The 18,096-nt window shown below is 36.8% G+C and carries 13 protein-coding genes; 4 read left to right on the top strand and 9 right to left on the bottom strand.

Annotation, left to right across the window (positions count from 1 at the left end; all coding sequences use genetic code 11):
- Positions 1-60 precede the first annotated feature (60 nt).
- The 3 genes from B8977_RS11980 to B8977_RS11970 are packed head-to-tail and all read left to right on the top strand — an operon-like array spanning position 61 to position 4,101.
- The gene (locus B8977_RS11980; protein WP_084017962.1) at positions 61-636 is read left to right on the top strand and encodes a hypothetical protein; all 576 of its coding nucleotides are present in this window, start codon (positions 61-63) and stop codon (positions 634-636) included.
- 22 nt (positions 637-658) lie between these two features.
- Complete coding sequence (locus B8977_RS11975; protein ID WP_084017961.1) at positions 659-2,782, top strand: cation:proton antiporter; 2,124 nt, start codon at positions 659-661, stop codon at positions 2,780-2,782.
- Between the two features lie 44 nt (positions 2,783-2,826).
- Complete coding sequence (locus B8977_RS11970) at positions 2,827-4,101, top strand: replication-associated recombination protein A (RefSeq protein WP_084017960.1); 1,275 nt, start codon at positions 2,827-2,829, stop codon at positions 4,099-4,101.
- Positions 4,102-4,207: 106 nt separating this feature from the next.
- Here B8977_RS11970 and B8977_RS11965 read toward each other — a convergent pair whose 3' ends face one another.
- Entirely contained in the window at positions 4,208-6,064 is a 1,857-nt protein-coding gene (locus B8977_RS11965) for a T9SS type A sorting domain-containing protein (protein ID WP_084017959.1), read from the bottom strand.
- Positions 6,065-6,114: 50 nt separating this feature from the next.
- On the opposite strand from B8977_RS11965, the gene B8977_RS11960 reads away from it, so the two are divergent.
- Positions 6,115-6,732, top strand: coding sequence for a matrixin family metalloprotease (locus tag B8977_RS11960; protein ID WP_084017958.1), 618 nt, complete (start codon positions 6,115-6,117; stop codon positions 6,730-6,732).
- Here B8977_RS11960 and B8977_RS11955 read toward each other — a convergent pair.
- The 8 genes from B8977_RS11955 to B8977_RS11920 all read right to left on the bottom strand — a co-directional run bounded on the left by B8977_RS11955 (position 6,729) and on the right by B8977_RS11920 (position 18,085).
- Entirely contained in the window at positions 6,729-7,607 is an 879-nt protein-coding gene (locus tag B8977_RS11955; protein WP_084017957.1) for a carboxylesterase family protein, read from the bottom strand. The genes B8977_RS11960 and B8977_RS11955 overlap by 4 nt on opposite strands.
- 55 nt (positions 7,608-7,662) lie before the next feature.
- The gene (locus B8977_RS11950) at positions 7,663-9,423 is read right to left on the bottom strand and encodes a discoidin domain-containing protein (protein ID WP_394334475.1); all 1,761 of its coding nucleotides are present in this window, start codon (positions 9,421-9,423) and stop codon (positions 7,663-7,665) included.
- 85 nt (positions 9,424-9,508) lie between these two features.
- Positions 9,509-10,351: an endonuclease/exonuclease/phosphatase family protein gene (locus B8977_RS11945; RefSeq protein WP_084017956.1), complete on the bottom strand. Its 843-nt coding sequence runs from the start codon at positions 10,349-10,351 to the stop codon at positions 9,509-9,511.
- Between the two features lie 70 nt (positions 10,352-10,421).
- Positions 10,422-12,260 (bottom strand): MFS transporter, encoded by a 1,839-nt coding sequence (locus B8977_RS11940; RefSeq protein WP_084017955.1) that lies wholly within the window; start codon positions 12,258-12,260, stop codon positions 10,422-10,424.
- A gap of 35 nt (positions 12,261-12,295) precedes the next feature.
- Positions 12,296-14,581 carry a beta-glucosidase BglX gene (bglX, locus tag B8977_RS11935; protein WP_084017954.1) on the bottom strand — a complete coding sequence of 762 codons (2,286 nt, stop codon included), beginning with the start codon at positions 14,579-14,581 and terminating at the stop codon, positions 12,296-12,298.
- Positions 14,578-15,288, bottom strand: coding sequence for a carboxylesterase family protein (locus B8977_RS11930; RefSeq protein ID WP_084017953.1), 711 nt, complete (start codon positions 15,286-15,288; stop codon positions 14,578-14,580). The genes bglX and B8977_RS11930 overlap by 4 nt, the downstream gene beginning before the upstream one ends.
- Before the next feature lie 50 nt (positions 15,289-15,338).
- Positions 15,339-16,727, bottom strand: a complete 1,389-nt coding sequence (locus B8977_RS11925; RefSeq protein WP_084017952.1) for a glucoamylase family protein — start codon at positions 16,725-16,727, stop codon at positions 15,339-15,341.
- Positions 16,724-18,085, bottom strand: a complete 1,362-nt coding sequence (locus B8977_RS11920; RefSeq protein WP_084017951.1) for a glucoamylase family protein — start codon at positions 18,083-18,085, stop codon at positions 16,724-16,726. Before B8977_RS11920 ends, B8977_RS11925 begins: the two co-directional genes overlap by 4 nt.
- Between the last annotated feature and the right edge of the window lie 11 nt (positions 18,086-18,096).

The following is an 18,096-nucleotide window of genomic DNA, read 5'->3' as shown; positions in this document are numbered from 1 at the left end:
TTTAATTACCCCTATTTTTGTAAATTGAAAATCTAAATTAATTCAATCAAAAACATTTTCATGACAAAGTATCTTAGTTGTTTAATTGTCGTTGGTTTAATATCACTAACCAGCTGTGGCGATACAAAACGAGAAGAAGAATTGATCCAACGTGAAAAAGCAATCGCCCAAAAAGAATCACAGTTTGCTGAAAAAGAAGCCGATTATTTATCTCTTATCAAAATGCGCGACAGCCTCAAAACAGTTCAGGATTCAACCGTATACTTCAGCTGGCCCGACAGTATTTCGGGCATTTGGAGTAGTAAAGTTATTTGTACCGAATCAAATTGCAACGATTATGTGATAGGTGACCAACGTGTCGACAATTGGGAATTTGCTCAAGACTCAACAGGCTTAATTACGCGTGTTTTGAACAATAAAAATGAGATTGTCCGAACTTATGCTGCTAAGTTTTCCCCAGCAGGAATTCAACTTAAGTTTAAAACAGATTCGCTTGCAGACAAACAAGTTGTGATGAACATCAATTTAGACAATATAAAATCTGATAAGCTCACCGGAAAAAGAAATATTTCCGTTGACAATAAGTGTTCCGCCGTCTTCAATGTCGAACTCACTCGTCCCAATCCTAAAAAATAAAGCCTAACCAATACAAATATTTATGTTGTTTCTGAGCATTCACGATTTATCGTTACCCATCGCAGATCCTGTTTTGAAGTTTCTGCTCGTACTGATAATCATTTTATTCGCACCCTTGTTATTAAACAAAATAAAAGTCCCTCACTTATTGGGGCTCATCATTGCAGGTGCAGTAATCGGACCAAACGGATTCAACGTACTGGCGCGTGACAGCAGCATCGTTGTTACCGGAACTACCGGATTACTCTACATCATGTTCCTTGCGGGACTCGAAATTGACATGGGGGATTTCAAAAAAAATAAATGGAAAAGTTTGACTTTCGGACTTTATACATTTATCATTCCGTTATTATTAGGTTACATTGGAGCATATTATTTATTAGGATTTTCTCAATTAACTTCTTTCCTATTCGCAAGTTTATTTTCCTCACATACATTGATTGCTTATCCCCTTGTCAGTAAATTAGGAGTTGCGAAAAACCGTGCAGTAAATGTAACCGTCGGTGGGACTATGATAACCGATATTCTAGCATTACTCGTCCTCGCGGGCTGTGTTGGAATGGCACAGGGTGAAGTTGGGAAAGAATTCTGGATCAAAATGTCCTTATCCATATTGGCGTTTGGATTGGTTGTTTTACTAGTTTTTCCAATTATCGGAAGATGGTTTTTCAAGAAAGTTGACGACAAGATTTCGCAGTATATTTTTGTATTGGTAATGATTTATTTGGCAGCGGTATTAGCTGAAATTGCCGGAATTGAAGCCATTATTGGAGCTTTCCTCGCCGGACTTGCATTAAACAGATTGATTCCGCATACATCCTCTTTGATGAACCGTGTTGAATTTGTTGGAAATGCGATTTTCATCCCTTTCTTTTTGATAAGTGTCGGTATGCTGATTGATTTCAAAGTATTTTTTAAAAGTTGGGAAACCATTGCTGTAGCTGGTTTGATGACAGGGACTTCAATTCTTGCAAAATATTTGGCTGCAATTCTGACTCAAAAAACATTTCGTTTTACAAAAGAAGAAGGTAAATTGATTTTTGGACTCAGCTCTGCTTCTGCTGCTGCTACACTTGCTGCGGTGATGGTTGGTTACAATATCATCATTTCAGAAACAGAAGCCGGTGAACCAGTTCGTTTATTGAATGAACATGTGCTGAACGGAAGTATTTTGATGATACTCATTTCCTGTACTGTTTCTTCATTTGTCTCTATGTCAAATGCACAAAAAATTGCTGAATCTGAAAATGAAGATATGGTTGCAGGAAAAACAGAAGAAAATGAAAACTTGCTTTTGGCCATCAATCATATTGATACGGTAGATTTCATGGTTAATCTTTCGGTAATTATAAAGTCAAAATCAAATACAGAAAATATTTTTTCATTAAATGTAATTAATGAGGAAAAGAATGAATCTTCAGTGAAAAATGCAGAAAAAATTGCACACGATACCGTTCAAAAAGCAGCGGCTGCCGATGTAAACATCACTCCGTTGACTCGTTATGACAATGATGTTTTAAATGGGGTAAATAATGTTCTGAAAGAGAAAAAAATCACGGATTTGATTATCGGTGTAGAAAACGGAAAGGGATTTTCTTCTTCATTCAGTTTCAATCTTTACAATGGCTATTTACAAAATAAAAATACAAATGTTTTGGTTTACCATGCTGCACAGCCGATTTCTACCATCAAAACACAAATCGTTCTCATTCCTGCCAACGCGCATACAGAACCGGGATTTTTCCATGCTTTGCTGAAAGTTTGGAACATTGCCAGGAATTCAGGCGCACAAATGACTTTTTATGCTACTGAAAAAACAACTTCAATTTTAAAAAGAATTCTGAAGAAAGTAAATATTGAAGCTAAATTCAAAATCATCAATTCATGGGCGGAAACAGAAGAAATTGCTAGCACAGTCGGCGAAAATGAAGGATTAATTGTTTTCATGGCAAAACGGGGAATGAATTCTTACCTGCCACAAATGAGTCGTGTTCCTGGCATTTTGAACACATTATTCAAAGAAAAAAATTATCTTTTAATTTATCCATATCAGGGTGAATCAAACAACAATACAGAAGTTCGCTCAGTAGGAAATCATGGAGATTTTGTGCAAATCGGAAATGTTATTGGAAAGTTATTTAAATAAATTTCAGATTGGAATTTCATAAATTTGTTGAAAGGAATAAAAAAATGCAGCCATTAGCTGAAAGAATGCGCCCCAAATCTCTGGATGAATTCATCAATCAAAAACATTTGATTGGGGAAAATTCGCCAATTCGTATTATGTTGAAAACAGGGCATATTGCTTCCATGATTTTTTGGGGACCGCCCGGAACGGGGAAAACTACTTTAGCTCAGATGATTTCTGAATTATCAAAAAGAAATTTCTATGAATTAAGCGCCATTAGTTCAGGGGTGAAAGAAGTTCGGGAAATAATTGAAAAAGCAAAAAATCAAAACCTTTTTTCCGGAGGCAACTCCCCTATTTTATTCATCGACGAAATCCATCGGTTCAATAAATCCCAACAAGACAGTTTATTGGGCGCAGTCGAAAAAGGCTGGATTACCTTGATGGGTGCCACTACTGAAAATCCAAGTTTTGAAGTCGTTCCTGCTTTGCTTTCGCGTTGTCAGGTTTATACATTGAATTCTTTATCAAAAGAAGATTTAGATGATTTGATCAGTCGTGCTGTTTCCAAAGATGAATATTTAAACAAAAAAAATATAACTATTGAGGAAACCGATTCTTTGATTCGTTTTTCAGGAGGTGATGCAAGGAAATTACTCAACGGTTTAGAGCTTGTCATAAATAGTATTTCTGAAGAAAAAATCGTTCTTACCAATGAAATTGTTACCAAAAATATTCAGCAAAATTTAGCAAAATACGACAAAAGCGGAGAAATGCATTACGACATTATTTCTGCTTTCATCAAATCCATTCGTGGTTCAGATCCAAATGGTGCGGTCTATTGGCTGGCGCGTATGCTGGAAGGTGGCGAGGATTTGAAATTCATAGCAAGAAGATTATTAATCTCTGCTTCGGAAGACATAGGAAATGCAAATCCAACGGCTTTGGTTATTGCTAACAATGCATTTCAAGCAGTCACAACAATTGGTTACCCGGAAGCGAGAATTATTTTGAGTCAGTGTGCGGTTTATCTGGCAAATTCTCCCAAAAGCAATGCAACTTATGAGGCCATAGGTAAAGCACAACAGACCGTCCGACAAACCGGAGACTTGCCTGTTCCGCTTCATTTGCGTAATGCTCCCACCAAATTGATGAAAGATTTGGATTATGGGAAAGAGTACAAATACGCTCATTCGTATGAGAACAATTTCATCGAACAAGAATTTTTACCAGATGAAATTAAAGGAACTACTTTCTACGAACCTGGCATGAATCAACGTGAACAAGCTGATAAAGAAGCTTTGAAGAAAAAGTGGAAAGGTAAATACGGTTATTAATTTGAGATTTTAGAATTCTGAGTTTAGATTTGAAATTCTAAATGTTTAAATAAAAATCCGGACTATTTCTAATCCGGATTACCTAATTATTAATTAAAACTTAAACCTATTCTTTTACAAATTTATGTGTAAATGAAGTTCCTTTGATTGACAAAACATAAACTCCTTTTGATAAATTCCCTACGTTGATGAAACTTTTGTTTGAACCGATTTGGGTTTCCAAAACTTTTCTTCCGGTCATGTCCATGACGATTACAGTTTCAGGTTTTTTGAAATCCATGACAATGTTTAATTTATCAGAAACAGGGTTGGGATAGACGGATGCAATTTTCCCATTCAACAAATCGTTTACAGCCATATCTTCACAATCGTACGCCGGCATGTTGTATCCTGTTTGTGTGAATTCTTCCGTCATCACAATGATGTCCGCACAGGTAAAACCAAATTGACCAACCATATCTAGTGCGGCTTGTCTTACGGCTCGTGCTGCATTTTGCTGATTGGTGCTGGAATTCGTCAAAGCTAATCCTTCCAGGAAGGCGCGATCCGTTTTTTCTCTTCCGATTCTGTCCCAAATTCTCATCAATGAAGTCGCCCAGATTTGACCGTCTGTATGAATTTGTCCTGTCAAACCTCCCGGATAAGTTGCATTGTAACCCGTAGTTCTGCCTTGCCAGAATGGATTGTGTCCATCCCAGTTAAATACCCATTGGTATTGTGGATCTGATTCTTCCCATTGGTTCAAATCTCTGCTGTAAGACTGTGCCCAGTAATCTCCTGAACCCTCGCTGAGTCCGTTCACTTGAGAAAGGCTCCCATTGGTCATCCAATCGTGAATACCATGCCCCAACTCGTGTATAATGACATCCGCATCTTCAGCATCGTCTACTCCTCCTTCTCCAAAAACCAATCTTCCGTTGGTATAATAAGAGTTGTCATCTCCACCTAATCCGTGTGGATCAAACCAAACAACACCTCCATTGGTCATAGGCAAACACTCTATTCCCAAAGTTTCGTTGATGTAACGCATACTTTTATCTACATGCCAGTAAGCATTTACTGCTTCGAAGCCTTGCTCATTTCTGTTAAACAAAAATGCGTTGGATGCTTGTGTAAACAATCCGGTAGTTGGAGCTTCCAATTCTTTGATTTCAGCATAGGTTCCTTTCAATTTATACATTCCACCTGCCAATTCCAATTCAGGAATATCTACTAATGTACGTGCTGCATCCAGACTTGCATTTGTAGCATCATTACCGTCAGTATACTGTCCGCCATAATTTGAACCCGTTTGAGAAAGCGGATCCGGATTAAAAATATATCCTGTTCCTGTAGCCACAGTATTGACAGTTGATTTTATAGGTGGCTCATGGTCATGTCTATGATTTCCATGGTCGTGCCCATCTTTTCCATGATAGTAAATGGCAATGTCTTTGATACTGATTACATTTCCGTTTTGAGCATCGATCATCGCTTCCCAATTGCCTGGCGTATCGAAAGAACTTAAAACCACACGATAAACTAATTTGGTTTCGTTGTTTTCTGTTTGCAATACGTAAAGTTTGTTTTGTTCATCTGTGATTTGACCTTGTAAGTTCAAAGCTGTTTTTGCAGTTTGCATAGCAGTTTGTGCAGATAAAGCAGGTGTTACTGAAATATTAGCCGCTTCTTTCTGGAGACTTTCTGAAGTATAGGTCACTGCTCCTTTGTTGTTAAAGTGTACTACGATTTCTGATTGAAAAACGGGAACCCCCTGAATCATCTGTTGAAAACGAAGCGTTTCGCCTGCACTTCCTTTTCGTGAAAAATTAAGATCCGTGTCATGATGAGATTTTAATCCCAATTCATTAGAATTCTGTATTATCCATCTTTTTGCAGCACTCTCTAGTTGAGACTGTTGAGCCCCCACCCCTGAAAATGCCAACAAAAAACCAATGGATAAACAAGATAAATTTAATTTCATAATTTAATTGTTTTGATTGTTATTTGCTATAACTAATGTATTAAGAATTTATGAAATTATTAAAAATTATTTCAGTACCTATCATCATTTTATTTTGTGTTAATTGCAACCAAAGTAATCTCAAAAACTCTTTTCAGATTTCGTTGGTCAATTTGGGAGAAGTTGATAGTTACCAAATCAACTTTATAAAATCAATCTTAAATGAAAATTACAACATCGATTCTGTAATTGTAATTGGTCAAGACTTACCTGAGGAAACTTATTATAAACCTAGAAATCGCTACAGAGCAGACAAATTGATTCAATTTTTAAAAGAAAATTTGGATACAGATAAAGTTATCGGGATTACCGATAAAGATATTTCAACAACTGTAGATCAATATGAAGATTGGGGAATCATGGGGCTCGCTTATTGTCCCGGAAAAAGCTGTATCGTTTCCACATTCAGAACATTTCGCGGTGCAAAATCAGAAGAACATAAAAAGGAAAGGCTCAAAAAAGTTACGATGCATGAATTTGGCCACACGCTGGGATTGCCTCATTGTAAAAATTCAAAATCTTGTCTGATGCGCGATGCTAACGGAAAAGTCAGCACCGTGGATTATGTAGATGGTTATTGTGACAAGTGTAAATCAAAGATTCAAAAATACCTTAAATCAAAAGACTAGTCAATTTCAATTTCGTATGTTTGATGTTTTCCTTGGATAGCTGTCAAATCCAAAAATTCAAAAATTTCCTTTAAATAATTAAAAGGAATTCCTGAAACTTCATGTTTACCTTTTGAATCTGTATAAAGAAAATAAGATTTGTCCAGTTTTTGATATTTCTCGACAATCGATTTCGAACCTTTTAAAATCATAAATCCTGGTTGATTTTCTTTACAAAAATGATGGGGAGCAGTCTCAAAAGGAACAACATTATCTTTCGCTCCATGAAAAAACACAGCAGGTATAGAATTATCATCATCAATTTCGACTTCTTCCACTGCTGCGCCCGCAAGAGATATCAATCCGGCAAAATTGATGTCGTCATATTTATTTCCAAACCATTTTTCTTTCATGAAAATGGCATTCAAAATTCCTTCTGCTCCTGCACTGCTTCCTCCTGCAATGATTTTTTCCGAATCAATTTTAAATTTTTCTTTGTTATGAATTAAAAACTGAACCGCATCCAAATAATCTTCTGATGCTTTTTGAAAAGTTTCCACTTTGACATCTTTAGGACAATCGCAACCCACGCCTTCTTTTGTATTTTTTCTGGTCAATCGGTATGAAATGGAAACGGCAATGTAATTTCTGTTTGCAATTTCCTGACAAAATTTAGCTTCATCCGGCGCATCGCGGCTGCCACCCGCAAAACCTCCGCCATGCATCCACACAATTGCAGGAATATTTCTTTGGTTCTGAACATTTTCAGGATAATAAATGTCCAATTTTAATTCTTCCTCATCTTTGACTGAATAAATATGCGTTTCTTTTGTTTGGCTAAAAACAATTGAATTAAATAAAATTAAAAAACTAAATATCAATAAATTAAACTTCATAGATTCTTCATTTCGTTGCACTATATTCGGAAAGATAATCCTTAATTATTTAGAACTAAGGACTTTCATAAATTTGACTTTTCTCAGAAATTCCATTTGAATTAAATGCTTCAATTTGGAAAAAATAACCGTCCATTCTGTCAGCTCCTGTAAAATAATATTCATTTTTTCCATAAACCATAATGCTTCCATACAATTTGTCAGAAGATTTTCCCCAATAAATCACATAACCATCGGCGTCCGGATTTTGCTGCCATTTCATCCAGATACTTCTGCGTTCACCATGTTTTTTGGCATCTGCGCGAAGCGGAACAAAATTCTGAACTTTCTCCGGAACTTTTCCTGCTCCTTTTCCAAACACACGAAATCCGCTCAAAGCAAATTTTCCTGTTGGCATTTTGATGTTTTCCATTTTGAGGAAACGCGCTTTTACAGACTTTTCAAATTCGACATAATCATGCGGAATGTCTTTTTTGTTTTGGCTTTTGTCAACGATTACTTTCCATTTTTTTCCATCGTCTGAACCGTAAATTTTGTATTGATGAAATTTCTCTAAAGTTTTACCCATAAATTCTACATCCTGATCTGCATAATTGATTTGAATTGCATTAATGGTAGAAATTTCTCCCAGATCCGTTTGAAACCATTCACCTTTATCTCCCGTGTTAGCCGACCAATAAGTTTTGATGTCTTCATCTACTGCAAAATTTGGTTGATAACCACCTAAAGTTGATGAAACCTGAACGGGTTTATTGTAATTCAGCAACATCCAACCAGAAAATAATCCTTGGGAAAAATCTTTTCCCTGTGCAAATTCAGGGATGTATGTCGGATAGTCGCCATAAGCTGTGTTGCAATACATAATATCTTCCTTATCAAATCCTGCTGGCCAGATTCCCAATCTTCTTTCAAAATTATTTTTGGTGGAAATGAAAATCGTGGAAACGTGCCACCAATTCCCGTATTTATCCTGATAAGTTGCTCCATGACCTGCCCCGCGAGCAAAACCGCCCGGTTTATACGAAAATGGATTGTGTTTCTGATAAGCATATCCTTCTAAAGGATTTTCGCTCACATAAACGCCATCTGCGTAACCGCTGAATTCCGTTCCGGGTGCTCCGTACTGCATATAATATTTCCCCTTGTATTTCGTCACCCAGGCACCTTCCACAAAGGGTTGCAGGAAAACATTGTCATTGTATTCACCAAATCTTTCCCAACCGTGGTCTTCAGGATTTAAACGCAAAATCGGTTTCACAAAACCTTCAGACTGCATGGTATTGACCTTTACTTCTGTTCCGAGAAGCGGCCATTCGTTGCTCGACCCCCAATAGAGATACAATTTATTTTTGTCTTCATCGTAATGAAAAGCCGGGTCCCAAGCGCCAACTTTTAAAGTATCGACTGCGATTTCCCATTCGTCTTTGGTTGGATTTGTTGATTTATAAATCGGGAAATCCTGTTCCCATGTTGAACCATAAACATAAAGCGTATCTTTCATCACCCAAGCCGCTGGTGCATTCAAATCGTGAATGTATTTGTCGTCACGAAGAAATTTTCGGTAAACAAATTTCCAGTCGAGCATATCATCACTATACCAATAACCTTCTTGATTTGTTGAAAAAAGAAATAATTGGTCTTTGAAATTGACTATGACAGGATCCGCTGTAGCACGATGTTTACCTTGTTTGGAAAATACTTCAAATGGCGTATATCCGTAGTCAATATTGATTGGATTGCAATATGTCTTTTGTTGGGAGAAACATATTGTTGTCACAATTAGCAAAAAGAAAACAAATATCTTCTTCAATGTCATTTCGATGAAGGAGAAATCTGATTTAAGATTCATCGCTCTGCTTCGGTTTACTCTGAATGACAATCTTAATTGATCTTTCATTTCATTAATATTTAAAATTTACAAAAACCGGAAAGTGATCTGAGGGATATTTTCCATCGCCATAGAAATCATCAATCACCGCAAATTTTTTAATTTCTACATCGGGGTGATAGCTCACAAAAATATAATCCAGAATTTGTTTTTCTTTTGCTGCAGGAAACTCAAATGCAGTAAATGTATTTTCAGGCCCGTACGGTGCTGAATTTGAAATTTTTCGAGTATCATTTAATTCTTCGTAAATGATCTGAATCGGTTCATCTGTTTCCACCGAATTAAAATCTCCCATTACTAAAACAGGAAAATCTTTTTTAGCTTTTAGTTCTTTTACTTTTTCCAAAATCATTTTGGCGGAATTTCTTCTCGCTTCTTTTCCGATGTGGTCAAAATGCGTGTTCATTATCCAAATTTGTTTTCCATTAGATTTGTCCTTAAACAAAACGTAAGTTGCAATCCTTTCGTAATCGGCATCCCAACCTTTGGAAATTTTATCAGGTGTTTCTGATAACCAAAAGGTATTTTGTTCTATCACTTCGAATTTCTTGGTTTTATAAAATATAGCAGTATATTCTCCATTTTCATCGGCCGTTCTTGGTTTGCCGACATAACTATATCCAAATAATCCTGAAGTGATAAAAGTCAATTGCGGATATTGACCTTCCTGTGTTCCCAGAAAATCAGGTTGATAATATTTTATCAAATCTACTAAAGGTTGTTTTCTTTTGTTCCAATGATTTTCACCGTCATCTACAGAACCTAAACGAATATTGTAACTCATGATGGAATAATCATCTTGAGCAAATCCGCTAATTCCAATTAGTAAAATAAAAAACTTAATTATTTTTTTCATTTTATTTTAAATAAAAACCCCACAGGATTGGACCTGTGAGGTTGATTTATATAATTATTTATATTTCAAATTAATGTCCACCACTTGATTCAATATTATCCACATCAATTCCTTGTTTTTTGAGAGCTGATTTTACCAAAATAGCAAACAATGTAAGGTAAGCAAAACAAAGAACAGGAATTACGTAAGAATTATGAATTCCAATAATATCTGCTAATTTTCCTTGAATTGGCGGAATAATTCCTCCACCCAAAATCATCATTACTAAAAAAGCAGAACCTTGCGCCGTGTATTTACCTAATCCTGTAATTGCCAAACTAAAAATAGATGGCCACATGATACTACAAGCCAATCCACCAGCCAAGAATGAGTAAATCGCAACAGTCCCTTCAGAAAACAAACCTATTAGCATGGCTGCGATTCCCATTATTCCGAAAATAAGCATTGTTGCTGCTGGTCTGTCTTTTGCAATAAAAAACATGGCAATCTGAATCAAAATACAGATGATATAATAATAAAGAGGTGTCATATCTTTTTGGGCAATAATATTAACGATCAAAATAACTGAAAAAGCTATCAAAGGCACGACAATGAGTGCAATCATTTTCTTACTTTTTGATAAATTGAATACTGCAATTGATCCTGCCCAACGACCAATCATCAAACTCCCCCAATACATAGAAATATAGGGTGCGATTTCAGAAGAACTATGTCCGCCAAACTCTGGTAATTTCAGTAATTCTCCCAAATTACTGCCGATTGCCACCTCAACACCTACATAGGTAAATATAGCTAACATCCCCAAAATAACTTGTGGATATTGCATTGCTCCCCATCCTTCTGTTTTTTTTCTCGCTAGACTTCCGGCAATTACCAGACCGCCAATCACTACCAACAAAGCTCCACCTAACCAATACATTCTTTTCTTTTCCAAAGGATGTCTTATCTCATTAATTTCATCAACTTGAGGTTTAATTAATAAATTCAATTCAGCATTCTTCACATTTAAAACCTCAATTTGATCAGATTTTTGATCCTCACTAAGATTTTGATCTTTTTTAATTTGAGATATTGAATTGTTATTTTGCTCGATCATTTTTGTTGTTGGAGCAATTGTGCCTTCAATTTCAACTATTTTTTTTGCTTCATCGGTATTATAGCTATTAAAAACCGGAATAAACATTACTCCTAATAAAATAGTCATAATTACAAGTACATTGATGGCTTTATTTGCCTTTTCCATTGGTTCATCTGAAATACCTGCAGGAACCTTTTTAGAAAAATGAAATAATGCTGCAGCTGCTACAAATAACAATCCCACACAAGCATATAGATAAACTACTTTGTTCAATGGTAAACCAGCAATTTCATCATCGGAAACGGCTGCCGTTGTTCCAAAAAGAGCGAATGCAACAATCAAAGGACCAATAGTAGTTCCGAAAGAATTAATTCCTCCACCCAAATTTACCCTGCTTGCACCTGTTTTGGGATCACCGAGCAAATATGCAAATGGATTTGCCGCAGTTTGTTGCAAAGAAAAACCCAATGCTACAATGAATAAACCTAACAACATTCCGGCATACATATTTACCTCTACAGCTATAATCATCGCGACTGCTCCTAAAGCAGAAAACAAAAGCCCATATACAATACTCTTTTTATATCCCCATTTACCGACCAAATCTTTTCCTTTGACAGAACTCATTATAAAAAGTAAAAGAGCTCCTAAATAATAGGCTGTGTAAAATGCAAAATCTACTAACTGTGACTGAAATTGGTCTAAAGAAAAGTAACTTTTACAAAAAGGAATGAAAATACTATTGCCCGCTGCAATAAACCCCCAAAAGAAAAATACCACGATAAGTGTGTATAAAGCTGGGTAATTTGTTTTTATTTGATTGTTTTCCATGTGCTAAAAAATTCTTAAAAATCGGATTAAGATAATTATTTTAATTCAAATTTGGATTTTAATTTTGCGTTGGATGAATTTCCTACAAAGACTTCGAATTCTCCCGGCTCTGCTACAAACTTCATTTCAGCATTGTAAAATTTCAAATCTTCCGTTGTCAAATTAAATTCAACTGTCTTAGATTCTCCTTTTTTCAGGAAAATTTTTTGAAATCCTTTCAATTCTTTTACAGGTCTTGAAATCGAACCAATCAAATCTCTTGTATATAATTGAACCACTTCTGTTCCGTCATAATTTCCGGTATTTTTTACCTGAACGGAAACTTTCACAGAACCGCCCTGATTGATGGTTGTTTTATCCAGTTTTAAATTTGAAATATCAAAAGTCGTGTAAGAAAGTCCAAATCCAAATTCATACAAAGGCGTGTTACATTCATCCAGATAATTTGAACGGAATTTTTCAAAAGTACAACCATCAGATTTTTCATCACTCAATGGTCTTCCAGTGTTGAAATGTGAATAATAAATCGGAATCTGACCCACGCTTCTCGGGAAAGTTACCGGCAATTTACCGCTTGGATTTACTTTTCCGTACAAAACATCTGTAACAGCATTTCCGGTTTCTGTTCCGCCGAACCAAACATTTAAAATTGCATCTGCTTTTTCATTTTCTTCCATCAAAGTTTTAGCTCTACCTGTGAAAAGCACAATTACAACCGGTTTTCCGGTATCGTACATCGCTTGCAATAATCTTTTCTGCGCCAAGGGAATATCCAAATTGACCATGCTGCTGCTTTCTCCGCTCATTTCAGAAGATTCCCCAACTGCAGCTACGATTACATCCACATTTTTAGTTGCTTCAACCGCCTCTTTGATTAATTCATCCGCACTTCTGTCATCCCATCTTGGCTTTTTCCCAAAAATTGTAGAGTTATCAAACAAAACTTTGTCATCTACCAAATTGGAACCATGTGCATAAACCACATTTTTATCTTTCAATCCCATTTTTACAGAGACCGAAGCTTCAAATCTTGCAGCTACCGACCAAGTTCCCGGCATATTATCTGCTGCATCAGCCATCGGACCTACCAATGCGATTTTTGAATTTGGTTTTAAGGGTAAAACCTGATTTTCATTCTTTAATAAAACAAAAGTTTCAGAAGCAATTCTACGCGATTCTGCCACATTTTCTTTTGAAAAAACTTCAGCTTTAGCACGTTTTGAATCGGTATAACGGTATGGGTCTTCAAACAAACCTAATTTGTATTTCGCTTCTAAAATTCTCCTAACCGCATCATCGATTTGTTTCATCGTCACTTTTCCTTCCTGCAAAGATTTTTCAATGGTTGTTAAAAATCCTTCACCAACCATATCCATGTCCACTCCGGCATTCAAAGCCAAAGCAGAAACTTGTTTCAAATCTCCCATTCCATGTTCCACCATTTCGTTGATACCCGTGTAGTCCGTTACTACAAAACCATCAAATCCCCATTGTTTGCGTAAAACATCGTCAATCAACCATTTGTTGGCAGTTGCAGGAATTCCGTCCACATCATTGAAAGACATCATCACAGAGGCTACCCCCGCATCTACAGCGGCTTTGTAAGGCGGAAAATACGTATTAAACATTGTCCAGCGGCTCATATCCACATGGTTGTAATCACGCCCCCCTGTTGGCGCACCGTACAATGCAAAATGTTTCACACAAGCCAACATTGTATTTTTTGCAGCCAAGTCATCTCCCTGATAACCTTTGACCATGTATTTTGCCATTTGACTCACGAGGTAAGTGTCTTCACCTCCACCTTCAGATATACGCCCCCAACGCGGATCTCGCGAAATATCGACCATCGGCGAAAAAGTCCAGTTGATACCGTCAGCTGTTCCTTCTTGTGCGGAAACTCTCGCTACTTTTTCATAAGCTAAAACATCCCAGCTCGCTGCCAATCCCAAAGGAATCGGGAAAGCGGTTTCATAACCGTGGATAATGTCCATTCCGAAAATCAAAGGAATCCCTAAACGGCTATTTTCTACTGCTACTTTCTGAACGTCTCTGATTCTGTCAACACCTTTTATATTGAACAATCCACCTACTTTTCCGGCTTCAATATTTTTCCCGATGTTTGAACTTTTGGTTTGTCCGGTTGTAAAATCTCCGGAACTCGGAAGATTTAACTGTCCAAGTTTTTCTTCCAAAGTCATTTGAGAAATTATTTCATTGATGAATTGGTCTTTAGGCTTTTTCTTGTCGAATTTCACTTTCTGGCCAAAACCAAAAGCAAATCCAAAAAGTGTACATAGTAAAATCAGTTTACGTGTCATATTTTAGTTTTTCGCTGTTTTAAAATCCATTTATACAATTCAGGATTTGAATAAGTTGAATCCCAACTGTTGTGATTATCATCTTTAAAAATTGTCAAATCAACATCTGCTTCTAAAGATTTTAATTCTTGGTACATTTGAATCGAATTATCTACCGGAACAACATCATCAAGCGCACCGTGAAAAATTCTGGTTGGAATATCTTTAATTAAATGAGCTTCACGTTTTTCCGGCAACCCTGCAGGTCCGCAAACCGTTACCAAAGCTGCAAACATTTCCGGGTGTTTTTCCGCCAAGCGCCAGCTTCCCCAACCACCCATGCTCAATCCTGTAAGGTAAATTCGATTGGTATCGATGTTTTTATTGTCCTTTATTATTTTTTTAATTAACTGATAAACCGCTTCTACATCCCAGTATTGACCTTCCGGACATTGTGGAGCTAGAATGGCGAACTCTTTTGTATATTCTTTGTATTTATCCTGAAGCGGTCCATTTGCAATTACTTTGTTAATATCGGTTCCGCGCTCACCTGCGCCATGAAGAAAAATCATTAACGGATATTTCCCTTGAGGTTTTTCGGGTAATCGAAGCAGATAATTTAATTCAAATTCTATTTCCACTTTTTCTTTGAATTTTCCGTTAGTTTGCTGCGCGAAATTTACGTTTGAAATTAGAATAATGATGAATATGTATATTTTTTTTGTCATAATTTTAAATGAAATTCGACAAGTTCAGTTTGACGAATTAATTTGTATCATTAATATGTAAACCCTAAATTCGTTAAACCCGTACGCACATCATCCGCTCCCATAAAGAGATTCCACAACAATTGTGTTCTGTGATTTTCAATCATGATAATCATTGGTCCTTGGTCAATTGCCAAATAAGCTTGTGCTACCCAATAATTCCTTTCCGGACTGAATGCATCATAAAATCCTGCAGGTCCCATCAGGATATCTCGTCTATGATAAAAATATTGCATGGCATCGATGGATTGTTCTGGTGTATAAACGATCGAACTTACGGCCGCCGTTGGTGAAATTACACCCGTATCATTTGCCGGACTGTGTGCTGCGTAACTCATTCCGCCACCTGCCTGATAAGTATAACTTGCCGTCAATCCCCAAACGTATTTTCCGTAATCTTGGTAATCTTGTGGATTGGCAAGCGCATATTGGTAATTAATCAAAGAATGATTTTTGGCGACCTCCCAATAATTTACGTATTGGTCTCGCAGATTTCTCGGGTCTAACCCCAAAAAGGAATAATGCGAAAGAAATAGCGGTCCAACATTCGATGAATTTCCGCCATGTTTTACCAACATAGGAATTTCATACAAAATATTAGAATTCAAAAATCCACCACCACTTGCCCAACCAAACTGATAAGTATTTTGAGAAATCGGATGTGTAGGCGAAGCTGCTGCCAAAACGTATGTAATCAAAGTTTCGTTGTAACCTTTCAAAGCAAGATTAATAGCGAATCCGTGATTCGGAGACCAATGCCAATACAATTGATTTTGCCCGTTGGTATACCAGTCCCATTCAATTCCTTTCCAAAGGTCGTCTGCTTTTTGAGATAATTGGACTTCTTGTTGGGTTCCGTTTTTGAAATATTCGCGAACTGAAATTAATCCCATTGCTAAAAATGAAGTTTCCACCAAATCCCCGCCGTCATCCTGCGTACTAAAAGGAATTACATCTCCTGAAGTTCCGTTTAACCAATGCGGCCATGCGCCATGAAAACGGTCTGCATTTTCGAAGAAATTAAGAATGGTTTGAATTCTGATTGCAGCTTGATCTCTTGAAACATAACCTCTTTCGATTCCGACCAAAATTGACATCAATCCAAATCCGGAACCACCTGTCGCAACTACATTGGAACTATTTCCAGGATCACTTGGGTGGTATCTTTCGCGTGCCGCGCCTGAATTTGTTTCGGCATAATCCCAGAAGTATTTGAAAGTTTCTCTCTGGACGATGTCCATCAATTGGTTATTGTCAATCGGATCAAAACTGATTTCAGTTTCCGGATCGGTATCATTATTGCCACCATTGCCATCATCAATTATTGCTACCGTATCGTCTGATGAACTGCAACTGAAAATTAAAAAACTGAAAATAATTAATCCGAAAAACTTTTTCATTTTGCTACTTTAAAACCCAACTTCGCTAACCCTTTCTGCACATCTTCATTTTGCATGAATAATTTCCAAATCAATCCTGTACGGTGATTTTCAATCATAGGCGCAATTGGTCCCTGATCGATTGCGAGGTAGTTTTTCGCCACCCAATCATATTGTATCGACAAAGCATCATAAGGACCTGCCGGCCCGATGAATTTGTTCTTATTTTCTTTGTTGTAAATAAATTTTAAAAAATCCATAGATTCCTTTGGTGTATAAGGAAAAGACGACAATGCAGCCGTAGGTGTTACAATACCTGTGTCATTTTGCGGAGAATGTGCTGTGTAACCCATTTCTCCATTTTCGTTTCTTGTGTAACTCGCAGTCAATCCCCAAAAATTATTTCCGTAACCTTTAAATTGTTTTGGATTTTCTACACAGTATTCATAAATAATTTTTGAATGATTTACATTCAAATCCCAATAATTTACATAATCATCGGAAAGTCCTTTTGGGTTTAAACCAATATAGGAATATTGCGCCCAAAATAACGGCCCGACTGAACCGGGTTCGCCATTGTGATTTACAATAACCGGAACGTCATATTTTTTTACATCTGATTTAATTTTGCCGGAACGGCTCCAGCCTTTGTCAAATACTTCTTTTGAAATTGAATAATCAGGAGAAGACGCTGCTAAAACATAAGTAATCAAACATTCGTTGTACCCTTTCAATGCGAAGTTCATTTTCCATTCATATTCTGGAGACCAGTGCCAATAAAGAACATCTTCGTCTTTGGTGTACCAGTTCCATTCGACTCCTTTCCAGAGTTCATCGGCTTTTTGAGCCAATTGTTTTTCGGAATCGTTTCCGTTTTTGAAATATTCTTTGACACAAATTAAACCTTGTACCAAAAATGCGGTTTCGACCAAATCTCCACCATTGTCCATTTGACCAAATGGTTTCACCTTTCCGGTTTTACCATCCATCCAATGTGACCATGCGCCGTGGAAACGGTCTGCTTTTGCAAGAAAATCCATCATATGGTGTAAGCGTTTTACAGCTTCATCACGCGGAATAAATTTCCTGTCAATTCCGACCAATAAAGTCATCAATCCAAAACCGGAACCGCCTGAAGTAATAATATGTGAATCATTTTCAGGATAAAGCCCGTCAGGATGGTATCTTTCTCTTGCAAGTAAGGAATTAGGTTCGGCATAATCCCAAAAATATTTGAGAACATCTTTCTGAACCTCGTCCAGCAATTGATTATTATCATGAGAAGTAATCTCCCCAGCGCCTACTGAGGTTTCAGGCGCCGGAGGATTACATCCAAGGATTGTTATAAAACATATAAATAAAATGAGGTATTTCGTCATCCCGTCATTTT

The organism is Moheibacter sediminis, assembly GCF_900176425.1.
GTDB lineage: Bacteria > Bacteroidota > Bacteroidia > Flavobacteriales > Weeksellaceae > Moheibacter > Moheibacter sediminis.
The sequence above is the reverse complement of the archived record's forward strand: the minus strand, read 5'-3'. Positions and strand labels throughout refer to the sequence as shown.

What these genes read in the sequence shown, in the direction of transcription:
- bglX (WP_084017954.1), bottom strand. Translation starts at nt 14,581, where the DNA reads ATGACACGTAAACTGATTTTACTATGTACACTTTTTGGATTTGCTTTT.
- B8977_RS11940 (WP_084017955.1), bottom strand. Translation starts at nt 12,260, where the DNA reads ATGGAAAACAATCAAATAAAAACAAATTACCCAGCTTTATACACACTT.
- B8977_RS11955 (WP_084017957.1), bottom strand. Translation starts at nt 7,607, where the DNA reads ATGAAGTTTAATTTATTGATATTTAGTTTTTTAATTTTATTTAATTCA.
- B8977_RS11960 (WP_084017958.1), top strand. Translation starts at nt 6,115, where the DNA reads ATGAAATTATTAAAAATTATTTCAGTACCTATCATCATTTTATTTTGT.
- B8977_RS11920 (WP_084017951.1), bottom strand. Translation starts at nt 18,085, where the DNA reads ATGACGAAATACCTCATTTTATTTATATGTTTTATAACAATCCTTGGA.
- B8977_RS11980 (WP_084017962.1), top strand. Translation starts at nt 61, where the DNA reads ATGACAAAGTATCTTAGTTGTTTAATTGTCGTTGGTTTAATATCACTA.
- B8977_RS11950 (WP_394334475.1), bottom strand. Translation starts at nt 9,423, where the DNA reads ATGACATTGAAGAAGATATTTGTTTTCTTTTTGCTAATTGTGACAACA.
- B8977_RS11965 (WP_084017959.1), bottom strand. Translation starts at nt 6,064, where the DNA reads ATGAAATTAAATTTATCTTGTTTATCCATTGGTTTTTTGTTGGCATTT.
- B8977_RS11975 (WP_084017961.1), top strand. Translation starts at nt 659, where the DNA reads ATGTTGTTTCTGAGCATTCACGATTTATCGTTACCCATCGCAGATCCT.
- B8977_RS11930 (WP_084017953.1), bottom strand. Translation starts at nt 15,288, where the DNA reads ATGACAAAAAAAATATACATATTCATCATTATTCTAATTTCAAACGTA.
- B8977_RS11970 (WP_084017960.1), top strand. Translation starts at nt 2,827, where the DNA reads ATGCAGCCATTAGCTGAAAGAATGCGCCCCAAATCTCTGGATGAATTC.
- B8977_RS11945 (WP_084017956.1), bottom strand. Translation starts at nt 10,351, where the DNA reads ATGAAAAAAATAATTAAGTTTTTTATTTTACTAATTGGAATTAGCGGA.
- B8977_RS11925 (WP_084017952.1), bottom strand. Translation starts at nt 16,727, where the DNA reads ATGAAAAAGTTTTTCGGATTAATTATTTTCAGTTTTTTAATTTTCAGT.